We start from the raw sequence: 26469 nt of genomic DNA on the forward strand, positions 1-26469 counted from the left end.
GGCGGTTACATGACGATCGCGTGATAAAGCGAAGACAGTTTTATGACGCTCGCTGCGACGCAGCAAAGCGGGACGGCAAGCGCTGCGGCCCGTTCATCGATATGTCTGAAAAAGGAAAAAGGGGAATGGTGCTGCTAGGGAGGATTGAACTCCCGACCTCGTCATTACCAATGACGCGCTCTACCACTGAGCTACAGCAGCACATATTCCGTTCCCCGTCTGGCGGGGCATCCGTCGGCAGGGACATAAGCCCCCGGGACAGGGGGGCGCTATTGTCCGCGCGGCGTTCGATTGTCAAGCGCCTCTTGTGCTTTCTTTTCGGCAGCGGCAATTCAGCAGGCGATGAACGAGCCGAAATCGCCCCTGAAATCCGCAACACCCACCAAGGAAGAGCGGCTTGCCGCCAAGCTGCGCGAAAATCTGCGCCGTCGAAAGGCGCAGGCGCGGGCCGTTGCGGGGCTTCACGAACCGGGGGCCGATGGCCCTGATGATGGCGCTCTCGGTGGCGAATCGCCGATGGACAAACCGCCACTGGCCAAATCGCCCCTGGAAAGCTAGGGGCTGCGGCAAGACCGCATCCGTCCGGTCCCTGACAGTATAGGGAGCTTACAGTGCCTCGCCTGATCCTGCTTCGCCACGGCCAGAGCCAGTGGAACCTCGAAAACCGCTTCACCGGATGGTGGGACGTGGACGTCACCGAAAAGGGTGAGGCCGAGGCCCGCGCCGCCGGGGCGCTGCTGAAGGCAAAGGGCCTGCTGCCCGACGTGGCGTTCACCTCGCTGCAGACCCGCGCGATCAAGACGCTGCATCTGGCGCTGGAAGAAGCCGGCATCCTGTGGATTCCCGAAACCAAGGACTGGCGCCTGAACGAGCGGCACTATGGCGGCCTCACCGGGCTGGACAAGGCCGAGACGGCAGCGAAGCACGGCGACGATCAGGTCAAGATCTGGCGCCGCAGCTTCGACATTCCGCCCCCGGTGATGGACAAGGGCACCGAGTTCGACCTGTCGGCAGACCCGCGCTATGCCGGGATCGACGTGCCGATGACCGAAAGCCTCAAGGACACCATCGCGCGCGTCCTGCCCTACTACGAAGGCTCGATCGTGCCGCACCTGCATGCCGGATCGACCGTGCTGGTCGCCGCTCACGGCAATTCGCTGCGCGCGCTGGAAAAGCACCTCTCGGGCATTTCCGACGAAGAGATCACCGGGCTTGAAATCCCCACCGGCCAGCCGATCGTCTACGAACTGGACGCCGACCTGAAGGTGCTCGACCGCTACTACCTCTCGGAGCGCTGATCGGTGACGGCTCCTGTCGCGATCGTCATGGGCAGCCAGTCCGACTGGCCGACCATGGTCAAGGCCGCCGAGATGCTCGACACGCTGGGCGTTGCTTATGACGCCCGCATCGTCTCGGCCCATCGCACGCCGCAGCGGCTGGTGGATTTCGCACATGGCGCGGAAGGCGAGGGCTTCAAGGTGATCGTCGCCGGAGCGGGGGGCGCTGCCCACCTGCCCGGCATGATCGCTGCGATGACTCACCTGCCGGTGCTGGGCGTGCCCGTGCAGAGCAAGGCGCTGTCGGGGCAGGACAGCCTGCTCTCCATCGTGCAGATGCCCGCCGGCATCCCGGTCGGCACGCTGGCCATCGGCGAAGCGGGCGCGGCCAACGCGGGCCTGCTGGCCGCCGCCATCCTGGCGACGTCCGATGCGGCGCTGGCAGAGCGGCTCAAGGAATTCCGCAAGGCGCAGACGGACGGCGTGGCACAAAAGCCGGTCTGACGGCCAGATTTCAACTCCACGTCGGCGCACCTTCGGCTTGTCGGAGGGGCCGGCGCAGGCATACGACGCAGGCAAAGCAATGATCCCTCCCGGCGAGACCATCGGCATCCTTGGCGGCGGCCAGCTTGGGCGGATGATCGCCATGGCCGCGGCGCAGCTGGGCTATCGCTGCCACGTCTATGCGCCGGAAGCCGATTCGATAGCAGCCGAAGTCTGCGCCGCGTTCACCTGCGCACCCTGGGACGATGCCGAGGCGATGTCGCGGTTCGCCGCCGATTGCGCGGTGGTGACGTACGAGTTCGAGAACGTACCGGTCGCTCCGCTGGCCGCGCTGGGTGGTACGCCGCTGCTGGCCGGCCCGCTGGCGCTGGAAACTGCACAGGACCGCCTGAACGAGAAGCGCTTCGTCACGGAGCTTGGCGGCACCCCTGCCCCCTTCGCGCCGGTCGACAGCGCGCAGGATCTGGCCGATGCCATCGCCGCGATCGGCGCGCCCGGCATCCTCAAGACCCGCCGCGACGGGTACGACGGCAAGGGCCAGTGGCGCATCATGACGCCGCAGGACGCCGCATCGCTGGACCTGCCGGCAACCCCGCTGATCTACGAGGGCTTCGTCACCTTCTTCGCCGAGTTCTCGGTGATCCTGTGCCGCGGCGCGGACGGCGAGGTGCGCTTCTTCGACAGCGCCCACAACGTCCACGAAAGCGGCATCCTGGCGCTCAGCACCGTGCCTGCCCCGGCGGAATTGCTGGAGCAGGTGCCCGCCGCCCGTGCGCTGGCGGCCAAGGTCGCGGACGCGCTGGGCTATGTCGGCGTGCTGACGCTGGAATTCTTCGCCACGAAGGACGGCCCCGTCTTCAACGAGATGGCCCCGCGCGTCCACAATTCCGGGCACTGGACCATCGAGGGCGCCGTCACCAGCCAGTTCGAGAACCACGTCCGCGCCATCTGCGGCCTGCCGCTGGGTGACACCGGCCTTGCCGCAAAGGGCGTGGAAATGCGCAACCTGATCGGCGACGAGGCGGACGACTGGGCGACGATCCTGGCCGATCCGGCCAATCATCTGCACCTCTACGGCAAGGGCGCGGCACGTCCGGGCCGCAAGATGGGCCATGTGACGCGGCTGATCCTGGACTGATGGCGCAGACCGTCTTCCTCATCTACGCGCGCGCCGCCAACGGCGTGATCGGTCGCGACGGCGACCTGCCCTGGCGCCTGCCCGCCGACCTGAAACGGTTCAAGGCGCTGACCATGGGCAAGCCGATGGTGATGGGCCGCAAGACCTTCGACAGCTTCCCCAGCCCTCTACCGGGTCGCCGCCACATCGTCCTGACCCGCGACACCGGCTGGAGCGCGCCGGGGGCCGAAGTGGCGCATTCGGTGGAAGAGGCGCTCATCCTTGCCGGAAATGGTGAGAGTGAGGGCGAGGTCGCGGTGATCGGCGGGGCCGAGATCAACGCGCTGTTCCTGCCGCTGGCCACCCGCATTGAACTGACCCAGATCGCAGGAAGCTACGAAGGCGATACCGTGATGCCCCCGCCCGGCCCCGAATGGCACGAAACCGCGCGTGAAGAGCACCCGGCGCAAGGGGCATACCCGGCACACGCTTTCGTGACTCTTACGCGCGCCCTATAGCCGAACATCCATGATTCGCCTCGACAACCGCCAACCCGTTCCCGATGCCTTTCGCGGCGCCGTGCTGGCGCTGGGCAACTTCGACGGGTTCCATCAGGGCCATCAGGCGGTGGTCGGCGAAGCGATCCGCTGGGCGCGCGAACTGGGCCGCCCCGCCATCGTCGCCACGTTCGACCCGCATCCCGTCCGCCACTTCAAGCCCGATGCGCAGCCCTTCCGCCTGACCACGCTGGACCAGCGGCAGGAACTGTTCGGCGCGGCTGGCGCGGACGCAATGCTGGTGCTGCATTTCGATTCGGCGATGGCGGCGATGCCCGCCGTGCAGTGGGTGGAGGAAATGCTGGTGCGCCACATGGGCGCGGTCGGCGTCGTCACCGGAGAGGATTTCACTTTCGGGCGCACCAAGGGCGGCAATCCGCAGATGCTGCGCGAAGTCGGCGCCGCGCACGGATTGCAGGGACGCACCGTCGGCCCGGTCTGCGACGCGGGCGGCACCGTATCGTCCAGCCGCATCCGCGATGCGCTGCAATCGGGCGACTGCCAGCTCGCCGCGCGCCTGCTGACGCGCCCGTTCTCCATCCGCGGACGGGTGCAGCATGGCGACAAGCTGGGCCGCACCATCGGCTTTCCCACCGCCAACCTCGACATGGCGGGCTACCTGCGCCCGCTTTACGGCATCTACGCGGTGACGGGCCGCATGCCCGACGGGCGCGTGGTGAAGGGCGCAGCGAACATCGGCATCCGCCCCACCTTCGACCCGCCCAAGGAACTGCTGGAACCGCACTTCTTCGACTTCGCGGGCGACCTTTACGATCAGGAGATCGAGGTCGCGTTCCACCACTTCCTGCGGCCAGAGGCGAAGTACGATTCGCTCGACGCCCTGATGGCGCAGATCGACGCCGACTGCGTGAAGGCGCGTGAACTGCTGGCCGACCTCTGACGCCTACTTCCAACGACCCCGCAATTGTTCTAGTGCGCGTGCCGTATGACTGACCAGCAGCGCCCCGAAACCGGGAACCAACCCGTGGACTATCGCTCCACCGTCTTCCTCCCGAAGACCGATTTCCCCATGAAGGCCGGCCTCCCCCAGAAGGAGCCGGGCATTCTCGCGCGCTGGCAGGCGGAAAAGATTTACGAGAAGACGCGGCAAAGCCGCCGGGGCCGCGAGCAGTTCGTGCTGCATGACGGCCCGCCCTATGCCAACGGCGACATGCACATCGGCCACGCGCTGAATCATATCCTGAAGGACATGGTCGTCCGCACCCAGACCCTGCTGGGCAAGGACGCGCCGTACGTTCCCGGCTGGGACTGCCACGGCCTGCCCATCGAGTGGAAGGTCGAGGAAGAGTACCGCAAGAAGAAGAAGAACAAGGACGAGGTTCCGGCGGAGGAATTCCGCGCCGAATGCCGCGCCTACGCCCAGAACTGGGTGAACGTGCAGCGCGAGCAGCTGAAGCGGCTGGGCATCAACGGCGACTGGGACAACCCGTACCTGACGATGGACTTCCAGGCGGAGGCCACCATCGTCGGTGAACTGCTGAAGTTCGCCGAGAACGGCATGCTCTATCGCGGCGCCAAGCCGGTGATGTGGTCGCCGGTGGAAAAGACCGCGCTGGCCGAAGCCGAGGTGGAGTACGAGGACATCACCTCGACCCAGATCGACGTCGCGTTCGAGATCGTTGAATCGGCGGTGCCGGAACTGGTCGGCGCCCATGCGGTGATCTGGACGACGACGCCGTGGACGATTCCGGTGAACCAGGCTTTGGCTTACGGGCCTGAGGTCGAGTACCACCACTATCGCGCGCATGACGGGCGGCGCTTCGTGGTGGCGGCGGCCCTGCTCGAAGCGTTCTTCGCGCGCACGGGACTTGGCCCGGTTGCCGAAAACATGATCGGCGACGCAGACTTTTCCGAATACGCGCTGGGCACCTTCAAAGGCTCCGACCTTGCCGGCACCGTCGCCCGGCACCCGATGCACGCGCTGGGCGGCTTCTTCGCAGAGCCGCGTCCGCTGCTGGCGGGCGATTTCGTCACCACCGACAGCGGCACCGGGCTCGTCCACATGGCGCCCGATCATGGCGAGGACGACTTCGAACTGTGCAAGGCCCACGGCATCAATCCCAAGTTCGTGGTCGAGGCTGACGGCAAGTACCGCGAGGACTGGCTGTGGCTGGCGGGTCAGGGCTCGGTCATCAACCCCAAGTTCAACGCGCCCGACGGCCCGATCTGCGCCGACCTGCGCGAAGCGGGCGGGCTGCTGGCGGCCTCGGCGGACTACAAGCATTCGTACCCGCATTCATGGCGGTCCAAGGCCAAGGTCATCTACCGCTGCACGCCGCAGTGGTTCGTGCCGATGGACAAGCCCATGGACTATCAGGGCAAGGGCAGCTTGCGCGAAGTGGCGCTCAAGGCCATCGCCGACACGCGCTTCGTCCCTGACAAGGGCCGCAACCGCATCGGCGCGATGGTGGAAGGGCGGCCCGACTGGGTGCTTTCGCGCCAGCGCGCGTGGGGCGTGCCGATCACGCTGTTCGTGAACCGCAAGACCGGCGAATACCTCGTAGATCCGGCGGTGAACGAACGCATCAAGGCCGCCATTCTGGCCAAGGGTGTGGACGGCTGGTCTGACGACGCTGCGCAAGACCTGCTCGGCCCCGATTACGACGCCGCCGATTACGAGCGCGTGGCCGACATTCTCGACGTCTGGTTCGATTCCGGCTCGACCCACGCCTTCGTGCTGGAATCGGGCCGCTGGCCGGACCTGCTGCGGCCCGAAGGCTACACCGGCCCCAAGGCGGACCTCTATCTCGAAGGGTCGGACCAGCATCGTGGCTGGTTCCAGTCCTCGCTGCTGGAAGCCTGCGCCACGCGCGGCAATGCGCCTTACAAGGCGGTGCTGACTCACGGCTTCACGATGGACGCCAAGGGCATGAAGATGTCCAAGTCGCTGGGCAACACGATCAGCCCGCTGAAGGTCATGGAAACCAACGGCGCGGACATCATCCGCCTGTGGGCGCTGTCGGTGGACTTCACCGAGGACCACCGCATCGGCGACGAGATCCTCAAGGGCGTGGCCGACCAGTACCGCAAGCTACGCAATACCCTGCGCTACCTGCTGGGCGCGCTGGACGGGTTCGATGAAGCCGAGCGCGTCGGCGTGGAGGCCATGCCCGAACTGGAGCGCTACGTGCTCTCGCTGCTGGGCGGGCTGGACGCGACGCTGCGCGAAGCGGTCGGTGCCTTCGACTTCAACACCTATGTCCGTTCGCTGCTGGACTTCTGCAACGAAGACCTTTCGGCGTTCTTCTTCGACATCCGCAAGGACTGCCTCTACTGCGATGCGCCGACGGACCCCAAGCGCCGCGCCTATCGCACGGTGCTGGACACCCTGTTCCACGCGCTCATCCGCTATGCCGCGCCGGTGATCGTCTTCACCGCCGAGGAAACCTGGGCCAGCCGCTATCCGGATGCGGACAGCGTGCACCTGCTCGAATGGCCGGCGGTGCCTGCGGTCGAGGCGGACGCTGCCAAGTGGGCGGACCTGCGCGCCCTGCGCGCCACCGTCACCGAAGCAATCGAACCGCTGCGCCGCGAAAAGGTCATCGGCTCGAGCCTTGCCGCGGTCGTCACCGTTCCCGCCTCCGCTCCCGACGCGGATCTTGCCGAGCTGTTCATCACCGGGACAGTCACGCGCGGTCAGGCAGAGGGCGTGAGCGTCACCCCCTCCACAGACCACAAGTGCGGCCGCTGCTGGCGCCACCTGCCCGAAGTCTCCGAAGACGGCGCCCTGTGCGGCCGCTGCGAAGACGTGGTGGAGCCCTCTGCATGAATCCCTGGGTAAAGCGCCTGACGGGTCTGGCGGTGGCACTGGTGATCTTCGCGATCGACCAGGTCATCAAGAACTGGGTCGTCCATGGTCTGGGCCTCGATCAGGTCGGCGAATCGCGCTACGTCCTGCCGTTCTACAACTTCACCTTCACGCAGAACTTCGGCGTGTCGCTGGGGCTGTTCACGGCGGGTTCGCCAGAAGGCCGCTGGGCGCTGGTGGCCATGACCAGCGCGATTGCGCTGTTCGTGTTCGCGTGGATGCTGCGCGAGCGCAAGCTGCCCGAGATCGCCGCGCTGGGCCTTGTTCTGGGCGGCGCGCTGGGCAACATCCGCGACCGGTTCGGCGTCGGCTACGTCATCGATTATGCCGACCTGCACTTCGGCGGCTGGCGTCCGTTCCTGATCTTCAACCTTGCCGACGCCGCCATCACCATCGGCGTCCTGATTATCCTTGCCCGTTCCCTGTTTTCGCGCGACAAGCCCGAGACAGAGGCGCAACCCGCCCCGACAGTCGATTAAACGCGAGTTGAATTTGATGCGCATGAAGAAAACCGGTGCCCTCCTCCTCGTCGCGACGGGCGCCGTCATGCTGTCCGCTTGCGGCAGCACCGGCCTGTTCAACCGCGCCCGCCCGGACGAATTCGCCGTCCAGCGCCAGACCCCGCTGGTGGTCCCGCCCGACTTCTCGCTCAGCCCGCCGAAGCAGGGCCAGCCTCGCCCCACTGACGATTCGCTGCAGCAGCAGACGCTGGACGCCCTGTTCGGCGGCCCGCAGGCCCGCAGCGACATCGAGAAGACGACGCTGAACCTCGCCGGCACCTCCGACCCGTCGATCCGCTCCACCGTGGGCGATCCGGGCACCTACACCGTCGCCAAGGGCCAGACCACCCGCGCCATCCTCGCCGCCCCCGAAGGCGACGGGCGCGATGCGCAGACCTCGGTCGGCAGCTGATCTTTCAGTACAGGAACGACGAAGAGGCCGGGCGAAAGTCCGGCCTTTTTCGTTAGCGCCGGCGTGGGGTGGCGCAGCCGCACCTATCCTCCATACACCTCGTCACCCTGAACTTGTTTCAGGGTCCATCCGGCGGTTGATGCCGGAGCGAGGTGTCGCCAGCGGCCCTGTCGGCGTGCTGCCCCAAACCCAGGCTTGGCGGCATGATGGACCCTGAAACAAGTTCAGGGTGACGGCGTGCTATAGGCAAGGGCCGCCCGCGCCACCGGCCTTCGTGACAAACAAAAGGGCACGCGATCGCCCGCGTGCCCTTCCTGCATCTCTGGATGGTTCACGGTCCCGGAAGGATCACCCCTCCCCGCTTACACCGTCGTCTTCGTCCTCGATGTGCTCGACCAGAATCTTGTCGATCTTCAGGCCATCCATATCGACGACCTCGAAGCGCCAGCCTTGCTCGGTGAAGTGTTCGCCTTCCTGCGGCACCTTGCGCAGGACGTGCAGGACGAAGCCCGCCAGCGTCGCAAAATCGCGGTCTTCGGGCAGGGTGATGGCCAGACGGTCCGCCAGCGCGTCGGCAGGCATCGCGCCCGAAACCAGCAGCGATCCGTTCTCGCGCTCGACCACCATCGGCTCGTCGCCCTCGTCCTGGTGCGAGACGAAGTTGCCCGCCAGCGCCGAGAGCACGTCGGAAGGCGTGACCACGCCTTCGAGGTGGCCGTATTCGTCATGGACCACCGCCATCGAGACTTCGGCGGTCTGCAGCTTGCGCAGCGCGTCCATGGCATCGAGCCTGTCGGGAATGACTTCGGCCTTGCGCATCATCGCGCGCACATCGACCGCGTGGCCTTCCACCAGCGCGGCCAGCGCTTCCTTGACCTTGAGGATGCCCACCACGTTGTCCGGCGCGCCTTCTCCGGCAACGACGGGCAGCAGCGAATGTGGCGACGCGGCGATCTGGGCGCGCAGGGCGGATCCGTCGGCGTCGGCGTCGATCCAGTCGATCTGGTTGCGCGGCGTCATCAGCTCGCGCACCGGGCGCTCGGCCAGGCGCATCACGCCGGTCATCATCGCGCGCTCCTCCTCCTCGATCACGCCGGTGCGCGTTGCCTCGGCGAAGATCATGTGGAGTTCCTCGGCGGTCAGGCGCTCGGCATCGCCGCTGCGGATGGAGAACAGGCGCAGGATCAAGCCCGAGGACTTGTCCAGCAGCCAGACGAACGGACCCATGATCCGGGCCAGGATGCTCATTGGCCGGGCCATGATCAGCGCCACCGGCTCTGCCATGCGCAGTGCCAGCTGCTTGGGCACCAGTTCGCCCACGACGACGCTCAGATACGTGGTCGCGATGATGACGAGCGCAAAGCCCACCTCGCCGGCGAAGCGCACCGGCACGCCCATCAGCGCCAGCCGGTCGCCCACCGGCTGCCCAAGGCTGGCGCCCGAATAGGCACCGGCGATGATGCCGATCAGGGTGATGCCGATCTGCACGGTCGACAGGAAGCGCCCGGGGTCTGCCGCAAGGTCCATGGCCGTCTGCGCGGCCCCGCTGCCCTTGTCGGCAGAGACCTTGAGACGCGGCGTGCGCGCGGAGACGATGGCCAGTTCGGACATCGAGAACAGGCCGTTCAGCAGAATCAGCCCGATGATGATGAGGACGTCGGTCCAGGGAAAGGGTGTCACAGTGCTTCCACCGCTAGCAGAGATTGCCGCATGCGCGAAGAACCTGTGTGCACCAGTCTGGATCCGGCAATATTTTGCAATTCCTGACCCTTGCCGATCCACGAAAGTCCGGGAACCCGGGACGGCCCGGCGGGTTGAACGCGGCACAAGCCATTTTGCATTCATGTTCAGTATTGCACATAACCGTCGTTACCTCCGGACGGCGCACAGATGTCCGGTACAAGGGCACATCAAAAGGAAGGGACACCCAAGATGAAGAAGTCGCGCATCGTCACTTCGGCCGCCGCGGTTCTCGCGCTGGTCACGGTATCCGCCTGCGTCACCGATCCCAACACCGGTGAGCGCAAGGTTTCGCGTACGGCCATCGGCGGCGCCGGCGGTGCGGGCCTCGGCTATCTGCTGGGCAGCGTCATCGGCGGCAAGACCGCGCGCATCGTCGGCGCCGGCATCGGCGGCGTGGCGGGCGGCGTCGTCGGCTACCAGATGGACAAGCAGATCAAGGAACTGAAGGAACAGACCGCCGGTTCGGGCATCGACGTCAGCCAGCAGGGCGACGGCATCCTGGTGAACCTGCCCGACGTCACCTTCGCCGTCGATTCGACCGTCATCAGCCCCTCGTTCCAGGCCTCGCTGGACAAGGTGGCGCAGTCGATGGTGCAGTATCCCAACAGCCTCGTCGATGTTTACGGCCACACCGATTCGACCGGTTCGGCCGCGTACAACCAGGATCTGTCCAAGCGCCGCGCCGATTCGGTGGCGCGTTACCTGATCAGCCGCGGCGTCTCGTCCTCGCGCATCCAGACGCAGGGCATGGGCAAGGACTATCCGGTGGCGGACAACAACACGCCCGAAGGCCGCGCGCTCAACCGCCGCGTCGAAATCAAGATCACTCCAGTCACCACCGACGACGCGAACAGCGCACGGTAAACGATCTTCCGCTGGAAGCGGGATCGGGGAAGGGGCCGGTGCAGCGATGCACCGGCCCCTTCTTCCTGAGTAGTTTTCCTGATTTTCAAGATGATAACTTGTAAGGCCGCGCCCTTGCGTTAGCGTGCCCGGGCACTTCGGGGGGAAACATGTTGCGACTGGGATTTGTGGCGGCGGCGCTGGCCGCATGGGCATGGGGTGCCCCTGCGCAGGCGGCATGGCTTGAGGCGTCGAGCGAGCACTTCGTCATCTACGCCAACGATTCCGAGAAGGACATCAACCGCTTCGCCCAGCAGTTGGAGCGGTACCACGCCGGCATGGCCTTCGTGCTCGATTCCAAGGTGCCCAGGCCCAGTCCGTCCAATCGGGTCACCGTCTACGTCGTGAAGAACACCCAGGAAGTTCGCGAACTGCATGGGGGCGACAACAAGTTCATCGGCGGTTTCTATGTGCCCAGTGCCGGGGGATCGCTGGCAATCGTTCCTGCGGTGCAGGCCGGCAACGGACCGGTGACGTGGTCGATGGTGGTGCTGCTTCACGAATATGCCCACCACTTCCTGATCTCCGCCAACGCTTCCGCAATGCCGCGCTGGCTGTCAGAAGGTTCCGCGGAGTTCTTCGCTTCGGCCCGGTTCGAGGCGGACGGCGGGCTGTGGCTTGGCCGTCCCGCCAATCACCGCGCGGGCGAACTGCTCTACGCGCAGGATGTGAAGGCGGCGGACCTGCTGGACCCCACCGAATACGACAAACGCAAGCACACCGTACACGATGCCTTCTACGGCAAGAGCTGGCTGCTCTATCACTACCTGACTTTCGCGCCCGAACGCAAAGGGCAGTTCACGCGGTATCTCGGCCTTCTGGCCAAGGGCACGCCGCTGCGCGAAGCGGGCACGCAGGCATTCGGCGATTTCGACGCGCTCGAAAAGGATCTCGACCGCTACCTGCGCCAGCGACGGATGACGGCGATCACGCTGAAGCCTGAACACCTTGCCATCGGCGCCATCTCGGTGCGTCCGCTGTCCGCCGGAGAGGCGGAGATGATGCCCGTGCGCATCCGTTCGCGCCGGGGCATCTCGCGCGAGGATGCCGGTTCCCTGCTGGTGGAGGCCCGGCGCATCGCGGCGAAGTATCCCGAAGACCCCGCAGTGCTGACCGCGCTGGCCGAATGCGAATACGACGCCGGTCACGATGCCGAAGCGCTCGCCGCCGCCGACGGTGCCATCAAGCGCGATCCGGCGCAGGTCAACGCCTACATCCAGAAGGGGCTGACCCTGTTCCGCCGCGCCGAGGACGCGGACGACAAGCCTGCCGCCTACAAGGCCACCCGCGCGCCGTTCATCGCGCTGAACCGGATGGAGAACGATCATCCGCTGCCGCTGATCTACTTCTACCGCAGCTTCGCGGAGCAGGGGATGGAGCCATCGCCGATGGCGGTGAACGGCCTGATCCGCGCGATGGAACTGGCACCGTTCGACTTCGGCCTGCGCATGACGCTGGGCACAACGCTGCTCCGGCTGGGCCGCTCTCCCGAGGCGCGCATCGTCCTGGCGCCGGTTGCCAACAACCCGCACGGCGGTGGCGGCAGCACCTTTGCGCGCCGGCTGATCGAACGCATGGAGAAGGATCCGTCCTGGAAGGGCGAGAACATGGACGGCGAAGTGCCGGACGATGCGCAGGACGGCGACGCCGAACCCGCTGCTCCCTCAACCCCGGCGATCGCTCACGCCGAATAGCGACGCGCGCGTTCCGCCAGCCGCTCCACGGCGGCGGCATGGATCCCGCTCGACGATACCAGCACGCCGAAGGCGCGCGGATCGCGCTTGTTGTAGTTGAGCGGAGCGCCGAACGCGTCCGTCACGGTCGCGCCCGCCTCCCGCGCGATCAGCCCGGCGGCTGCGATGTCCCACTCATAACCCCAGCGCAGGGTCGCCAGCAGGTCCGCGTCGTCCGCCGCCACCATGGCCATGCGCAATGCGATGGAGTTGGGCTGGTGGACGAGCGTCAGGTCCGCGTCCTCCACCGCCAGCTTGTGCGCCGGAACCCGCGATCCCGGCAGCTGCGCGCGGTGGCTGGCATTCAGCCGCCGGCCGTTCAGCCAGGCCCCCCGCCCCGCTTCCGCCGACCAGAACTCTCCCCCCTCCTCACGCCTGCGCACGGGCGCGAACAGGTAGCCCAGAAGCGGACGGCGCATGCTCACCAGCGCCACCGAAATGGCCCAGCCGGTACGGCCATGGATATAGTCGCGCGTGCCGTCGATCGGGTCCACCAGCCAGACCAGTTCATGGTCCTGCCGTTCCGCCGTGTCGGCCGTCTCTTCCGAAAGCCACCCCGCCGCAGGAAGCAGTGCGCCGAGTTCGCGCTTGAGATAGGAATCGACGGCAAGATCGGCGGTGCAGACCGGGCTTCCGGGTGTCTTCTCCCACGATTTGAGCGCGTGACCGTCTCCGGGCCAGTCGGCCAGCGCGATCTGCCCGGCCTTGCGGACAATGGTTCCCAGTCTCTCTCGATCGATCATCGGCCCAGCTCAGACTTTAATTGATATTGCGAACTGTTATCATTTAAACATCACCATTTTCGCTTCGACTATGCATTTGCGCAGCCCACAGCCCTTTTCAAGGGCGTCCGGATGTGCTTAGGCGAGCATCGAAACATATTGGCTACGGCGCCTTCCCCGGGAACCTCCAGCAGAAAGCGATTTGAGCGATGAACATTCACGAATATCAGGGCAAGGAACTCCTCGCGAAGTATGGCGTGGGCATTCCCGCCGGCATCGCCGCCCTCACCGTTGAAGAGGCAGTCGCCGCTGCCAAGCAGCTTCCCGGACCGCTCTACGTCGTCAAGGCGCAGATCCACGCCGGTGGCCGCGGCAAGGGCAAGTTCAAGGAACTCCCGGCCGACGCCAAGGGCGGCGTGCGCCTTGCCAAGTCGATCGACGAAGTCGAAGCCTTCGCCAAGGAAATGCTCGGCAACACCCTCGTCACCATCCAGACCGGTGAAGCGGGCAAGCAGGTCAACCGCCTCTACGTGACCGACGGCGTCGACATCGACAAGGAATACTACCTGTCGATGCTGGTGGACCGCAAGACCGGCCGCGTCGCCATGATCGTGTCGACCGAAGGCGGCATGGACATCGAGGAAGTCGCCCACAACACGCCCGAGAAGATCGCCACGATCACCATCGACCCGGCGGAAGGCTTCCAGGCCCACCACGGCCGTGCCGTCGCCTTCGCACTCAAGCTCTCGGGTGATCTGAACAAGCAGGCGCAGAAGATCGCCAAGCAGCTCTACACCGCGTTCATCGACCTTGACTGCGACATGGTCGAGATCAACCCGCTGGTGCAGTCGAAGGCCAGTGACTCGACTCCCGCACAGCTGCTCGTCCTCGACACCAAGATGAGCTTCGACTCGAACGCCCTTGCCCGTCACCCCGACGTCTTCGCCCTGCGCGACGAGACCGAGGAAGACCCGGCGGAAATCGAAGCCTCGAAGTACGACCTCGCCTACATCAAGCTCGATGGCGACATCGGCTGCATGGTCAACGGCGCTGGCCTTGCCATGGCGACGATGGACATCATCAAGCTGAACGGCAGCTTCCCCGCCAACTTCCTCGACGTGGGCGGCGGCGCCAACAAGGAAAAGGTGACCGCGGCGTTCAAGATCATCCTGCGCGATCCGAACGTGAAGGGCATCCTCGTCAACATCTTCGGCGGCATCATGAAGTGCGACATCATCGCTGACGGCATCGTCGCCGCCGCGAAGGAAGTGAACCTCTCGGTTCCGCTCGTCGTCCGCCTCGAAGGCACCAACGTCCAGCAGGGCAAGGACATCCTGGCCAACTCCGGCCTGCCAATCGTCCCCGCCAACGACCTGGGCGATGCGGCGAAGAAGATCGTCGCCGAAGTCCAGGCCGTCGCCTGACGGCTTCGTCTTCGCGCTGAACGCGAGGACATGCTGAAAACTGGAACGGCGGGGGTTTCGCGACCCCCGCCGTTTCTGCATGAAGAGCATCCGCGAAGTTTCTCTATGTCCCGTCCAAGGTCTTAGCGCTTTAGCGAGGGTTGACGGCGGGGCAGAGGAACGCGATAGGTCGCACCAGAGTTTAATCGTGCGGTTAAATTTGCCGTCCCAGCAGTGAGAGGACAGATCGCAATGAAGATCATCGTGCCCGTGAAGCGGGTCATCGATTACAACGTCAAGCCGCGGGTCAAGGCCGACGGCACCGGCGTGGACCTTGCCAACGTCAAGATGAGCATGAACCCCTTCGACGAAATCGCCGTCGAGGAAGCCATCCGCCTCAAGGAAGCGGGCAAGGCCGAAGAGGTCATCGCCGTGTCCGTCGGGCCGACCAAGGCACAGGAAACGCTGCGCACCGCCCTTGCGATGGGTGCCGACCGCGCGATCCTGATTGAAACCGATGCAGAGGTCGAGCCGCTCGCCGTCGCCAAGATCCTCAAGGCCATCGTGGCTGAGGAGAACCCCGGCCTGGTGATCCTGGGCAAGCAGGCGATCGACGACGATTCCAACCAGACCGGCCAGATGCTCGCCGCGCTGCTGGGCCGTCCGCAGGGCACTTTCGCCAGCAAGGTCGAGATCGACGGCGACCATGTCGCGGTAACCCGCGAAGTCGATGGCGGCCTGGAAACGGTGAAGCTCGCCCTGCCCGCCATCGTCACCACCGACCTGCGCCTCAACGAGCCGCGCTACGCTTCGCTGCCCAACATCATGAAGGCGAAGAAGAAGCAGCTCGATGTGAAGTCGCCTGCCGACTTCGGCGTAGACATCGCCCCGCGCCTCAAGACCCTCAAGGTCTCCGAGCCGCCTGTCCGTTCGGCAGGTGTGAAGGTCGCTGATGTCGATAGTCTTGTCGCCAAGCTCAAGGAACTGGGAGTAGCCTGATGTCCAAGACGCTCGTTTGGGTCGAACACGACAACGCCTCCGTCAAGGACGCTACCCTCTCCGCCGTCACCGCTGCTGCAAAGCTGGGTGAAGTCCACCTCCTCGTCGCCGGTTCCGGCGCGCGCGCCGTGGCGGATGCCGCCGCGCAGATCGCCGGGGTGGGCAAGGTCCACTACGCCGACAACGCGGCCTACGAACACGCGCTGGCCGAGAACGTCGCGCCGCTGATCGTGGACCTCATGGGCCATCACGACGTCTTCGTTGCGCCGGCCACCACCACCGGCAAGAACGTCGCCCCGCGCGTCGCTGCTCTGCTGGACGTGGCGCAGATCTCGGACATCCTTTCGGTCGAGGGCGAGAAGACCTTCACCCGTCCGATCTATGCCGGCAACGCCATCGCCACTGTCGAATCCAGCGACGCCAAGCTGGTCGTCACCGTGCGCGGCACCGCCTTCGCCAAGGCCGAGGCCACCGGCGGCTCAGGCGTAGTCGAGGAAGTCTCCGGAGCCGGTGACGCAGGCCTGTCCAGCTTCGTGGGCGCGGAAATCGCCAAGTCGGAGCGTCCGGAGCTGACCAGCGCCAAGATCATCGTCTCAGGCGGTCGCGCACTGAAGGATTCCGAAACCTTCGAAGCCACCATCCTGCCGCTGGCCGACAAGCTGGGCGCCGCCGTCGGCGCATCGCGCGCCGCCGTCGATGCGGGCTACGTCCCCAATGACTACCAGGTCGGCCAGACGGGCAAGATCGTCGCCCCCGAAGTCTACATCGCCGTGGGCATCTCGGGCGCGATCCAGCACCTTGCGGGCATGAAGGACTCCAAGACCATCATCGCCATCAACAAGGACGAGGACGCTCCGATCTTCCAGGTCGCCGACGTCGGCCTGGTCGCGGACCTGTTCACCGCCGTGCCGGAGCTTACCGGCAAGTTGTGATCGATTTCACGGCCTGAAGCACTGGAAAGCCCCGGCTTGCGACAGCCGGGGCTTTTGCTTGTCACCGGTCGTCAGGCGTGTCTAAGCTGCGGCGAACATTTGCTTATTGGGGTTATGGCGATGGCTTCGCATCTCGTGAAATTGTGTACGATTGCTCCGTTGGTCGCCATTGCCGCCCTGCCCGCTGCGGCTCACGCGGAGACCAGGGTGATGCGATCAACGTCGCCCTGGAAGATGGACTACGGCGCGAACTCTTGCCAGTTACAGCGTGGCTTCGGGACTCCCGAAGATCCTATGCTGCTGCAGATCCAGCAGTTTGCGCCGGGTAACCGCATCTTCGTCACCGTTGCCGGCAAGGCGTTCGACGGCATCCATGACGATTTCAACGTCGAACTGAGCACTGGCCCGGAAACGCGGGATCCGATCAGCACCATCTTTACCTTGGGCGACATGAAGACCGCCGACGGAAAGGCGCTGACGACGCTTATCTTTGCCGGAACCACGCTCAACGGCTTCACCCGCAAGGGGGTCGCGCCCGCGCCGGTGACCTCGGAACGTGAACAGGCGATCACCTCGTTCATCGTTTCCTGGGGCGATGAAGCCGTCCAGATCGGCACCGGGCCCTTGGCCAAGTCGATGGAAGCCATGCGCACGTGTACCGATGCACTGGTCAAGTCGTGGGGGCTGGACCCGGAGCAGCAGGCCAGCTTGTCACAACCGGCAAAATCGCTGACGCCGCCCTCAAGCTGGTTCACGTCCGGCAACTACCCCATGGATCTCGCGGCCTCGGGTCGACAGGCCCTGGTGGAAGTACGCATGATGATCGATGCGGCGGGCGCGCTGACCGATTGCAAGGTGATCCAGGGTTACAACGAACCGCGCTTTGAAAAGGCCACCTGCGACCAGATTGTGAAGCGCGCCCACTTCAAACCTGCGCTGGACAGGGCGGGAAGCCCTACGGCATCGTATTATGTGACGCGGGTGCGCTGGATGGTGGACCGCAAGCCACGCGTCATCCGTCGCGGCAATCGTCAGGATGGCCGCGCCAACCACTGGTAAAGATTAATGCGAACTGGCGGAGATACATCCTCCGCCATATGGCTGCCATAACGCACGAAGCCCAGCCGGGCCGCGAGGCGTTCGGAGGCGGTGTTGCCTTCCTCGATCATGCAGGCGATGCGGCGGGGGCCGTGTTCGCGGTCGAACCATGCCAGCGCCGCCTGCATGACTTCGCCTGCGACGCCTTGTCCCCACCAGTCGCGGCGCACGATCCAGCCGGCTTCGGGCACGTCGTCCATGCCCGATTCAGGGCCAAAGCCGCGCCAGGAATGAAATACGCCGCAGGATGCGACAATGCCGTCTTCCCCGTGCGGGCGCACCATGAACATGCCGTAGCCGTAGAGCGCCCAGGAGCCGGCGTTGCGCATCAACCGGTCGAACTGCGGCTGCTTTTCCGCCGAGGCAGGCCCCAGATAGCGGCGGGTTTCCTCGTCGTCGATCAGGGCACAGAGGTGCGTCAGGTCGGCGGCCGCGGGGCGCGACAGGGTGAACCGCTCGGTGGTCAGCACGGGCCCGGTCATATAGGCCCGGTCACAGCAGGCGATCGATGGCGTGGATGCACACGCCGAACAGGCCGCCCACCAGCGTGCCGTTGATGCGGATGAACTGCAGGTCGCGTCCTACGGCGCCTTCCAGGCGGTTGCTGATCGTGCTTGCGTCCCACCGCTTGACCGTGCCCGAAACGAGGCCGACGATTTCCTCCCCATAGCGCGCGGTCACGCCCACCAGCGTGCGGCGGGCGAACCGGTTGATCTGCGCCTGCAATCGCGGATCGTCCTGCAGAGCCGTGCCAAGTTCGCCCAGCATCGTCGTCAGCTGCCCGGCGAGCACCGCGTCGGGGTTACGGGCGGCATCGACCAGCTTGCGGCGCAGGCGCTCCCATACCGACTGCCACCATTGCCCGACGGCGGGATTGGCGATGAGGTCGCGCTTGGCGTTCTCCACCCGCGCGCGCGTTTCGGGATCGTTGACCAGCCGTTCCGCCAGCCCTTCCAGCATCTGTTCGACCTTCAGCTTGAGCGGATGGTCGGGCTGGACGATCATCTCGGCCAGCAGCTTGTAGAGGCCGTCCAGAACCGAGCTGGCGATGCGGCTGTCAAGGCCGGTAAGGCGCAGCAGGCTGTGCGCGCGTTCGCGGATCATGGCGCGCACCATGTCCTCGTTGGCCTCAAGCGCCTCGCCCGCCCAGCGCACCGCCCCTTCCACCAGCGGCAGGTGGCGGCGGTCGGCGATCATGGCGCTGAGCATCTGGCCGAGGAGAGGCGCGACTTCCACCCGCTCCAGCTGCCGGGCCAGGCCGGCGCGGACCTGATTGCCAAGGCGGTCGGGGTCGAGCGATTCGAGCACGTCGGCAATGAGGTTTGCGGCGCCGGCGCGGATGCGGGACTGCCCGACCCGGCCGGGATCGGACAGGAAGCCGCCCGCCGCCGCCGCGAAGTTGAAGGCGTTGATCCGCCGCGCCACCACCTGCGGCGTCAGGAAATTCTCCCGCAGGAATGTCGCCATGGAATCGGCGATGCGGTCCTTGTTCTCGGGAATGATGGCGGTGTGCGGGATCGGCAGGCCCAGCGGGCGGCGGAACAGCGCAGTCACCGCGAACCAGTCCGCCAGTCCGCCCACCATCGCCGCTTCGGTGAAGGCTATCGCCCAATCCAGCGCGGGCGCCCACGCCGGATGCAAACCCGCCAGCTTGCGCAGGGCGACGAAGGCCACCGCCATCGCCAGCAGCAGGCCGGTGGCGAACATCCGCATCCGGCGCCCTCGATCAAGGGTCAGGCCTGCGAGTGCTGTATTCGGATTACGGCGCCCTGTCGGCGGCAAGCTGGCCCCTTTCCTACTCGGCTGGGTGCGCCCGCAGCGGCGCACCATCGTGGTCCTTGTCTGGATCGTACGTCAGCAGCGACTTGCGCAGTCTGGGCCCGACCCTCTTTTCGAAACCATCGGCAAGGCTGAAGGCTGCAGGCACGATCACCAGGGTCAGCAAAGTGGAAAGCACCAGGCCGCCGATAACCGTCCAGCCCATCGGCTGGCGAAACGCGCCATCGCCCGAGAACGACAGCGCCGTGGGGATCATGCCCGCCGTCATCGCCACGGTGGTCATGACGATCGGCTGCGCGCGCTTGTGCCCGGCGTCCATGATCGCGGTCAGCTTGTCGACACCCTTGGCCATCTCCTCGATCGCGAAATCGATCAGCAGGATGGAGTTCTTGGCGACGATGCCCAGCAGCATCAGGATGCCGATGTAGACCGGCATGGAGATCGGCTGCCCGATGGCGGTGAGGAACAGCAGCCCGCCCAGCGGCGCCAGCAGCAGCGAGGCCATGTTCACCAGCGGCGATACGAAGCGCTTGTAGAGCAGCACCAGCACCGCAAACACCAGGAAGATGCCCGAGATGACGGCGGTGACGAAGTTGGTGATCATCTCAGCCTGCCACTTGTCCTCCCCCACGGGCGCGTTCGACACGCCCAGCGGCAGCTTCTTCATGATCGGCAGGTTCTGGATCGCGGCCATGACCGGACCCTTTACCTGACCCGCACCCAGATCGGCGCCGACGAAGATGCGGCGGGACTGGTTGTAGCGCTGAATCTGCGTGGGACCGGCGCCGAACCGGATTTCGGCAACGCGCTTGAGGGGGACAGTGCCGCCGCTGACGGTGGACACCGGCAGGTTCTCGATCGTCGAGAAATCGCGGCGCGACGTGCGGTCGAGGATGACGCGGATCGGCACCTGACGATCGCTGAGCGAGAACTTGGCGGCGTTCTGGTCGATCTCGCCCAGGGTCGCGATGCGGATCGTCTGGCTGAGCGCAGCAGTGGTGACGCCCAACTGCGCGGCCAGATCCGGGCGCGGCACGATCAGCAGTTCGGGGCGCTGGAGATCGGCGGCGATACGCGGCGCGATCACGCCGGGAACCGTGCGCATCTGCTCCGCCAGGGTCTGCGCCGTTCGGTTCAGCAGTTCGGAATCGCTGCCCGAAAGCATGATCGACAAATCGCGGCCCGAACCGAACCCGCCCGACTGCGAGGCGAAAGTTACACGCGCGTCGGCGATGTCCTGCAACTGCGGGGCCAGACGACGCTCGAACTCGATGCTGGTGGCATCGCGCTGGTTGGCAGGCTTGAGCGCGACGTAGAGGTTGCCGGAGCCTTCGCCGGCGAATTGCAGCACACGCTCCACCTCGGGCTGCTTTTCCAGAAGCCGGGACACACGCGCGCCGATCATCTCCGACTGTTCGAGCGTGGTGCCGGGCACCATCTCGATCTTGACCTCGCTGGTGTCGTTGTTGGTGCTGGGCTGGAACTGCTGCGGCAGCCCCCCCAGCAGCGCGAACGTGACGACCAGCGCGTAGAGCGAGGCGCAGAAAGCGTAGAAGCGGTGGTCATGCATGCGGGCGATCACGCGATCGGTGAAATACCGATACCAGCGCCCGAACGCACCCATGCCGCTGGCAATGAGGCGAAACAGCTTGCCCAGCAGCCAGATCGCCACCGGGATGCCCAGCGGCGACAGAACTGCCGCCAGCACGAAGGCGGCCTTGGCCAGACCCGCTTTGGTGATCCCGGTCTGCAACGCCGTGAACAGCAGACCCGCTGCCGCCAGACCTGCGCCGATCAGAACGATGAAGGCGACGGTGGCGAGCAGTGCATAGGCGGGGTGGAAAGGCTGGCGCACGATGGCGGCCTTGCGACGGTGCGCTTCACTGCTGTCCAGCGTCCAGGCGAGGATCTTCATGTAGACGTCCATCGCCTTGCCGCCGCCGTGCTCCGCATGGCCGTGCGCCTTCAGGAAATAGGCGGCGACCATCGGCGTGATGATGCGCGCCACGGCAAGGCTCATCAGCACCGCGACCACCACGGTAAGGCCGAACGCCTTGAAGAACTGCCCCGGAATTCCGGGCATCAGGCCTACCGGCAGGAACACCGCGACGATCGAGAACGTGGTGGCGACGACCGCCAACCCGATCTCGTCGGCGGCGTCGATCGAGGCCTGATAGGCGCTCTTGCCCATGCGCATGTGGCGCACGATGTTCTCGATCTCGACGATGGCGTCGTCCACCAGAACGCCCGCGACCAGACTGAGCGCCAGCAGCGAAAGGAAGTTCAGGGTGAAGCCCAGCAGGTCCATGAACCAGAAGGTCGGGATCGCGGACAGGGGGATCGCCAGCGCCGAGATCATCGTCGCGCGCCAGTCCCGCAGGAACAGGAAGACGATGACGATCGCCAGCACCGCGCCTTCGACCAGCGCCTCCATCGACGAGGTATACTGCCCGCGCGTGTAGTCCACCTGCGAGAACAGGCGGGTGATGTGGATCTGCGGATTGTCCTTCTCGATCTGCTTGAGCTTCTCCATCGCCGCGTCATAGACCGCGACGTCGGAGGCACCGCGCGCACGTTCGAAACCGAATGTCACGACCTCGCGCCCATCCACGCGGGCGATGTCGGTGCGTTCGGAATAGCCGTCGTAGACATTCGCCACGTCGGCCAGCTTGACCGAGCGACCGTTGCCAAGGTTGATGCGTTTTTGAGACAGGTCGTAGGCGCTGCCGGCATTGCCCAGCACGCGCACCGACTGGCGCGATCCGGCAATTTCCGCCTGACCGCCCGCCGCATCGGTGTTGACCTGCCGCAGGACGTTGTTGAGGGCTTCGGCGCTGACGCCCAGCGCCTGCATGCGCTGCGGGTCCACCACTACGCGGATTTCCCGCGTCACGCCGCCGTCGCGATCGACCGTAGCCATGCCCTGTACGCCAAGCAGGGTCTTGGCGATGGTATCGTCCACGAACCAGCTGAGCTGCTCGATCGTCATGTCGTCCGCACGCACGGAGAAATAGGCCAGCGAGCCGCCGCCGCCCGCCTCGATCTTCTGGACCTGAGGCTCAAGGATGCCGTCGGGCAGCTGGCCGCGCACCTGATCGACGGCGTTCTTCACCTGCTGGGTCGCGACGTCGACGTTGGTGCCGACGGAGAAGAACACCATCGTCGTCGATCGGCCTTCCGACGCGGTGGACTGGATTTCCTCCACCCCGGGGATCGAGCGGACTGAACCTTCGACGATCTGCGTGATCTGCGTCTCGATCTCGGTCGGCGCGGCGCCGGGTTGCGAGATGCCGATGTGGACGCCGGGAAATTCGACGTCCGGCATGTTGTTCACGTCCATCCGGTTGAACGAGACGATGCCGGCGATCATCAGGCCGATGAAGAAGACGATCGGGATGATCGGATTGCGGATCGACCAGGCCGATATGTTGCGCATGGCTACAGGCCGTCCGTTACTTGGCCGAAGCCGCGGCGGATGCCGGGCGTGCCTTGACCTTGTCCCCGTCGTTGAGGAAGCCGCCGGCGCGCATCACCACCTTCTCGTCGCCGTTGAGGCCCGAGGTGATGGTGATGCCGGTTGCCGTCACAAGGCCGGTCTTCACCGCACGGCGATGGGCGCGGCCATCGTTGCCGACGACATAGACGAACGATCCCCTGGCATCGTTCTGGATCGCCGATTCCGGCAGCATCGGGGCCACCACCGTGCCGCTGGCGATCACGGCAGTGGCAAAGCCACCCGGACGCAGCGCCGGATCGTACTTGAGCGCGATGCGCGCAGTGCCCTGACGGCTGGTGGCATCGATGGTGGGCGAAATCTGCCAGACCTGACCGGTGAAGGACTTGCCCGAGCCTACAGGCGTCACCTTCGCCTCGGTGCCGACCGCCAGCTTGGCAAGGTCGTCCTCGGACAGCAGCGCAAGCAGTTCCATCTCGCCGCCCTTGGCGAGGCGGAACAGCACCCCGGTGCCGCCGCCGACAACCTGGCCGAGTTCGACGTTGCGTTCCAGCACCAGCCCTGCAGCGGGCGCGACGATGTTGAGCCGCGCGTTCTGCGCCTGCAACTGGCCGAGGCTGGCGCGGGCCACGCTCACGCGGGCGACGGCGGCATCGCGCGTGGCGGTCAGCTGATCGATGTCGGCCTTGGAGATGAACCCTCGATCGACCAGCTTCAAGCCGCGATCGAGGTTGGACTGCGCTATGCGCGCGTCGGCTTCGGCGACGCGGACCTGCGCGGCCTGGCTGGCGGCGGACTGGACCTGCACCGAACGGTCAATCACCGCCAGCACCTGCCCCTGTTCCACCCAGTCGCCGGCATCGACGCGCACTTCGCGAACTTCGCCGCCTTCGCCGACCGACCCGACCGGCATCGCCCGACGCGCGCCGAGCGATCCGTTGGCCGTGATCTCTCCGACGACGCTGGAGCGGCCCGGCACCACCACCGAGACGACCGGAACCTGCGCATTGCCGCCGGCGGCAGCATCGGCACCTTCGTCCTTGTGCAGGACGAACCACAGCGCGACCGCCAGCAGCATCACTGTGACAACGACGAGCAGGACGACGCGGCGCGAACGGCGATCCAGCCCATCGTCGCGGTCGAGCACAGTGCCCGTCGCGTCGAAGGCGTGCCCTCCGACAGCCTGCCCATGGCCGGATTCAATCTTGCCGTCGTAATTCATCTGTTCCACCGCACGCCTGCACGCACCCCCGGGCAGCGTGCGCTCCCGCCCCAAGTGGATCCGCTCGCACATCGAAACGGGCCGCAAATGTGGCTTAAATCGCTGGATTCATATACTCGCGGGAACAGGGTGGCAACGCGAACTCTGTTTGCGGCCGACAGCCATCGACGAACGACTTCATTGCGCAGAAGCGTTCAAATAGCAGGGTTTGTTTCACCAAAGCATGAAAAACGCCCGCGAAGTTGCTTCGCGAGCGTCCGATTTCAATCCTGTAATCGCTGCAGGCGCTCAGAACTTCTGCTGGCGCTCGTACAGATCGCGATAGTGTTGGATTCGCGTCACACGCAGCCCCTGCATGCCGGAGCGGTCGACCGCACGCTGCCAGCCGGCAAATTCTTCCAGCGTCAGGCTGTAGCGGCTGCACACTTCGTCGATCGTCAGCAGGCCGCCGTTGACGGCTGCGACGACTTCGGCCTTGCGGCGCACGACCCAGCGGGTGGTGTTGGCGGGCGGCAGATCGTCGATCGTCAGCGGCTCGCCGAGCGGGCCGATCACTTGTGCCGGGCGGATTTTCTGGTTCTCGATCATCTTTACCCTCGTTCGCCGCTACCGTTGACGTCGGCGACCGGATTATCCTTGCCCTGAACGGGCTTGCCATTGCTTGAAGCATCAAGGTTAATGGGCCTTGAGGATTCTTCGTAAGCATGAAGCGCCGATGCTGCGCAGCCATCGAAGCTGCCGCGCAGCCGCAGGCGCGACGTCGCGGCATCCTCGCCCAGTACGCCCAGCCTGTCGTGCGTGGCGAACAGGCGCGAGCGCAGCGCATGCCAGTCGATCACCGGCGGATCGATCGCAAGAGGATCAGCAAAGGGGGGCAGGCCCGGCATGCCGTCATAGGACAGCCCGTCACCCGCGCGACCCGGCGCATCCCCTGTTTGCGGGGCTATATGGTTCCGTGCGACATTCATGACGCCCCTATACCCCGGCGATAGTCAAAGGATCGTAAAAGCCGGTTTTACCCTTTCTTCAGGATGCGCCGGGCCGGTCCCAGCAGCGTGAATCCCGCAAAGGATAGGAATCGCGCGCCCGACATTGTATGGGCCGCCCCACCATGACCGCTTTTGCCGACCTTCTTTCCGGGCTGGACGCCGCCGAACTTTTCCAGCTGCCCCAGCCGCTTTCCGCCCGCTGCATCGTCGTCGCCATGTCGGGCGGGGTGGACAGTTCCGTCGTCGCCGCGCTGGCCGCCGCCAGCGGTGCTGAAGTGATCGGCGTGACGCTGCAGCTTTACGATTACGGCGCCGCGACCGGACGCAAGGGTGCCTGCTGCGCGGGCGACGACATCCGCGACGCCCGCGCCGTGGCGGACCGACTCGGCATCGCGCACTACGTCTACGACCACGAAAGCGCCTTTCGCGAGGAAGTGGTGGAGCGATTCGCCGACGATTATCTTGCCGGCCGCACTCCCATCCCCTGCATCCGCTGCAACATGGGGCCCAAGTTCACCGACCTGCTGACGATGGCGCGCGAACTGGGCGCGGACTGTCTGGCGACCGGGCACTACGTGCGCCGGGTGGAAGGCGCGGGCGGTTCCGAACTGCACCGCGCGCTCGATCCGGCGCGGGACCAGAGCTATTTCCTTTACGGCACCACGGAAGACCAGCTGGACTTCCTGCGCTTTCCGTTGGGTGGCCTGCCCAAGACCGAGACGCGGCGACTGGCGGAGGCTGCGGGCCTGCGCGTAGCCGCCAAGCCGGACAGCCAGGACATCTGCTTCGTGCCGGACGGCGACTATGCCAAAATCGTGCGCTCGGTACGCCCCGAAGGCGAAGCGCCCGGAGAGATCGTCCATGCCGAAACCGGGGCGGTGCTGGGCGTCCATCGCGGCGTGATCCACTACACCGTGGGCCAGCGCCGTGGCCTCGACATCGGCGGCCAGCCCGAGCCGCTTTATGTCACGGGGATAGAGGCGGAAACCCGCCGGGTGCGCGTCGGCCCGCGCCGTCTGCTGGCAACAGCCGCCGCACGGATCGTGGAGACCAACCGCATCGGGCCGATCCCGGCAGGCGTCACGCTGACGGCCAAGGTCCGGTCGCTGGCCAAGCCGGTGCCCGTCGAACTCGACGGCCCGCTGGGCGAAGGTGCGGCCACGACGATCCGCTTCGCCCAGCCCGAATACGGCGTTGCGCCGGGACAGGCGGCAGTGATCTATGCGGATGACCGAGTGATCGGCGGCGGCTGGATCGATTCGACCCAGAGCGCTGTGCAGGCCGCCTGAGGCAGCT

Annotated in this window: 24 protein-coding genes and 1 tRNA gene; 16 read left to right on the top strand and 9 right to left on the bottom strand. The window is 65.7% G+C overall.

Annotated elements, in window-relative coordinates; genetic code table 11:
• Nucleotides 1-126: 126 nt before the first annotated feature.
• Nucleotides 127-201 (bottom strand) — tRNA-Thr (locus tag GGR40_RS08735).
• A gap of 141 nt (nucleotides 202-342) precedes the next feature.
• Between GGR40_RS08735 and GGR40_RS08740 the strand changes: the two genes are divergently transcribed.
• The 9 genes from GGR40_RS08740 to GGR40_RS08780 all read left to right on the top strand — a co-directional run bounded on the left by GGR40_RS08740 (nucleotide 343) and on the right by GGR40_RS08780 (nucleotide 8196).
• Nucleotides 343-558: a hypothetical protein gene (locus GGR40_RS08740; protein ID WP_429275836.1), complete on the top strand. Its 216-nt coding sequence runs from the start codon at nucleotides 343-345 to the stop codon at nucleotides 556-558.
• Between the two features lie 53 nt (nucleotides 559-611).
• Complete coding sequence (gpmA, locus tag GGR40_RS08745) at nucleotides 612-1298, top strand: 2,3-diphosphoglycerate-dependent phosphoglycerate mutase (RefSeq protein ID WP_429275837.1); 687 nt, start codon at nucleotides 612-614, stop codon at nucleotides 1296-1298.
• 27 nt (nucleotides 1299-1325) lie between these two features.
• Nucleotides 1326-1781: a 5-(carboxyamino)imidazole ribonucleotide mutase gene (gene purE, locus GGR40_RS08750; protein WP_429275980.1), complete on the top strand. Its 456-nt coding sequence runs from the start codon at nucleotides 1326-1328 to the stop codon at nucleotides 1779-1781.
• A gap of 79 nt (nucleotides 1782-1860) precedes the next feature.
• Nucleotides 1861-2919, top strand: coding sequence for a 5-(carboxyamino)imidazole ribonucleotide synthase (locus tag GGR40_RS08755; RefSeq protein ID WP_429275838.1), 1059 nt, complete (start codon nucleotides 1861-1863; stop codon nucleotides 2917-2919).
• Nucleotides 2919-3416, top strand: coding sequence for a dihydrofolate reductase (locus GGR40_RS08760; protein ID WP_429275839.1), 498 nt, complete (start codon nucleotides 2919-2921; stop codon nucleotides 3414-3416). The genes GGR40_RS08755 and GGR40_RS08760 overlap by 1 nt, the downstream gene beginning before the upstream one ends.
• A gap of 10 nt (nucleotides 3417-3426) precedes the next feature.
• Nucleotides 3427-4356: a bifunctional riboflavin kinase/FAD synthetase gene (locus tag GGR40_RS08765; protein ID WP_429275840.1), complete on the top strand. Its 930-nt coding sequence runs from the start codon at nucleotides 3427-3429 to the stop codon at nucleotides 4354-4356.
• Between the two features lie 45 nt (nucleotides 4357-4401).
• Nucleotides 4402-7245, top strand: a complete 2844-nt coding sequence (gene ileS / locus GGR40_RS08770; protein ID WP_429275841.1) for an isoleucine--tRNA ligase — start codon at nucleotides 4402-4404, stop codon at nucleotides 7243-7245.
• Nucleotides 7242-7763, top strand: a complete 522-nt coding sequence (lspA, locus tag GGR40_RS08775; RefSeq protein ID WP_429275842.1) for a signal peptidase II — start codon at nucleotides 7242-7244, stop codon at nucleotides 7761-7763. Before ileS ends, lspA begins: the two co-directional genes overlap by 4 nt.
• A gap of 16 nt (nucleotides 7764-7779) precedes the next feature.
• On the top strand, nucleotides 7780-8196 hold the full coding sequence (locus GGR40_RS08780) for a DUF3035 domain-containing protein (protein WP_429275843.1): 417 nt from the start codon (nucleotides 7780-7782) through the stop codon (nucleotides 8194-8196).
• 348 nt (nucleotides 8197-8544) lie between these two features.
• Here GGR40_RS08780 and GGR40_RS08785 read toward each other — a convergent pair whose 3' ends face one another.
• On the bottom strand, nucleotides 8545-9876 hold the full coding sequence (locus GGR40_RS08785) for a hemolysin family protein (protein ID WP_429275844.1): 1332 nt from the start codon (nucleotides 9874-9876) through the stop codon (nucleotides 8545-8547).
• A gap of 252 nt (nucleotides 9877-10128) precedes the next feature.
• On the opposite strand from GGR40_RS08785, the gene GGR40_RS08790 reads away from it, so the two are divergent.
• The gene (locus GGR40_RS08790) at nucleotides 10129-10803 is read left to right on the top strand and encodes an OmpA family protein (RefSeq protein ID WP_429275845.1); all 675 of its coding nucleotides are present in this window, start codon (nucleotides 10129-10131) and stop codon (nucleotides 10801-10803) included.
• Nucleotides 10804-10952: 149 nt separating this feature from the next.
• Nucleotides 10953-12536, top strand: coding sequence for a DUF1570 domain-containing protein (locus GGR40_RS08795; RefSeq protein WP_429275846.1), 1584 nt, complete (start codon nucleotides 10953-10955; stop codon nucleotides 12534-12536).
• Here the strand turns inward: GGR40_RS08795 and GGR40_RS08800 are convergent.
• Nucleotides 12524-13318, bottom strand: a complete 795-nt coding sequence (locus tag GGR40_RS08800) for a 3'(2'),5'-bisphosphate nucleotidase CysQ (protein WP_429275847.1) — start codon at nucleotides 13316-13318, stop codon at nucleotides 12524-12526. The two genes, GGR40_RS08795 and GGR40_RS08800, sit on opposite strands and share 13 nt — an antisense overlap.
• Before the next feature lie 188 nt (nucleotides 13319-13506).
• Here GGR40_RS08800 and sucC point away from each other — a divergent pair, with 188 nt between their 5' ends.
• From sucC to GGR40_RS08820, 4 genes are all read left to right on the top strand, one after another.
• A complete protein-coding gene (sucC, locus tag GGR40_RS08805; RefSeq protein WP_429275848.1) occupies nucleotides 13507-14721 on the top strand; it encodes an ADP-forming succinate--CoA ligase subunit beta in 1215 nt (404 codons plus the stop codon).
• A 231-nt stretch (nucleotides 14722-14952) separates the two neighbouring features.
• Nucleotides 14953-15699, top strand: coding sequence for an electron transfer flavoprotein subunit beta/FixA family protein (locus GGR40_RS08810; protein ID WP_429275849.1), 747 nt, complete (start codon nucleotides 14953-14955; stop codon nucleotides 15697-15699).
• On the top strand, nucleotides 15699-16631 hold the full coding sequence (locus GGR40_RS08815) for an electron transfer flavoprotein subunit alpha/FixB family protein (RefSeq protein ID WP_429275850.1): 933 nt from the start codon (nucleotides 15699-15701) through the stop codon (nucleotides 16629-16631). The genes GGR40_RS08810 and GGR40_RS08815 overlap by 1 nt, the downstream gene beginning before the upstream one ends.
• Before the next feature lie 120 nt (nucleotides 16632-16751).
• On the top strand, nucleotides 16752-17690 hold the full coding sequence (locus tag GGR40_RS08820; protein ID WP_429275851.1) for an energy transducer TonB: 939 nt from the start codon (nucleotides 16752-16754) through the stop codon (nucleotides 17688-17690).
• Here GGR40_RS08820 and GGR40_RS08825 read toward each other — a convergent pair.
• The 6 genes from GGR40_RS08825 to GGR40_RS08850 form a co-directional block, all read right to left on the bottom strand.
• Nucleotides 17663-18211 (bottom strand): GNAT family N-acetyltransferase, encoded by a 549-nt coding sequence (locus tag GGR40_RS08825; protein WP_429275852.1) that lies wholly within the window; start codon nucleotides 18209-18211, stop codon nucleotides 17663-17665. The two genes, GGR40_RS08820 and GGR40_RS08825, sit on opposite strands and share 28 nt — an antisense overlap.
• Before the next feature lie 10 nt (nucleotides 18212-18221).
• Entirely contained in the window at nucleotides 18222-19442 is a 1221-nt protein-coding gene (locus GGR40_RS08830) for a DUF445 domain-containing protein (RefSeq protein WP_429275853.1), read from the bottom strand.
• 82 nt (nucleotides 19443-19524) lie between these two features.
• Nucleotides 19525-22944: an efflux RND transporter permease subunit gene (locus tag GGR40_RS08835; protein ID WP_429275854.1), complete on the bottom strand. Its 3420-nt coding sequence runs from the start codon at nucleotides 22942-22944 to the stop codon at nucleotides 19525-19527.
• A 16-nt stretch (nucleotides 22945-22960) separates the two neighbouring features.
• Entirely contained in the window at nucleotides 22961-24184 is a 1224-nt protein-coding gene (locus GGR40_RS08840) for an efflux RND transporter periplasmic adaptor subunit (protein ID WP_429275981.1), read from the bottom strand.
• A gap of 288 nt (nucleotides 24185-24472) precedes the next feature.
• Nucleotides 24473-24772, bottom strand: coding sequence for a CtrA inhibitor SciP (sciP, locus tag GGR40_RS08845; protein WP_429275855.1), 300 nt, complete (start codon nucleotides 24770-24772; stop codon nucleotides 24473-24475).
• 2 nt (nucleotides 24773-24774) lie between these two features.
• Complete coding sequence (locus tag GGR40_RS08850) at nucleotides 24775-25152, bottom strand: hypothetical protein (protein WP_429275856.1); 378 nt, start codon at nucleotides 25150-25152, stop codon at nucleotides 24775-24777.
• A 143-nt stretch (nucleotides 25153-25295) separates the two neighbouring features.
• Between GGR40_RS08850 and mnmA the strand changes: the two genes are divergently transcribed.
• On the top strand, nucleotides 25296-26462 hold the full coding sequence (gene mnmA, locus GGR40_RS08855; protein ID WP_429275982.1) for a tRNA 2-thiouridine(34) synthase MnmA: 1167 nt from the start codon (nucleotides 25296-25298) through the stop codon (nucleotides 26460-26462).
• Nucleotides 26463-26469: the final 7 nt, after the last annotated feature.

Source organism: Novosphingobium gossypii, from assembly GCF_050433305.1.
Classification (GTDB): Bacteria; Pseudomonadota; Alphaproteobacteria; order Sphingomonadales; family Sphingomonadaceae; genus Novosphingobium; species Novosphingobium gossypii.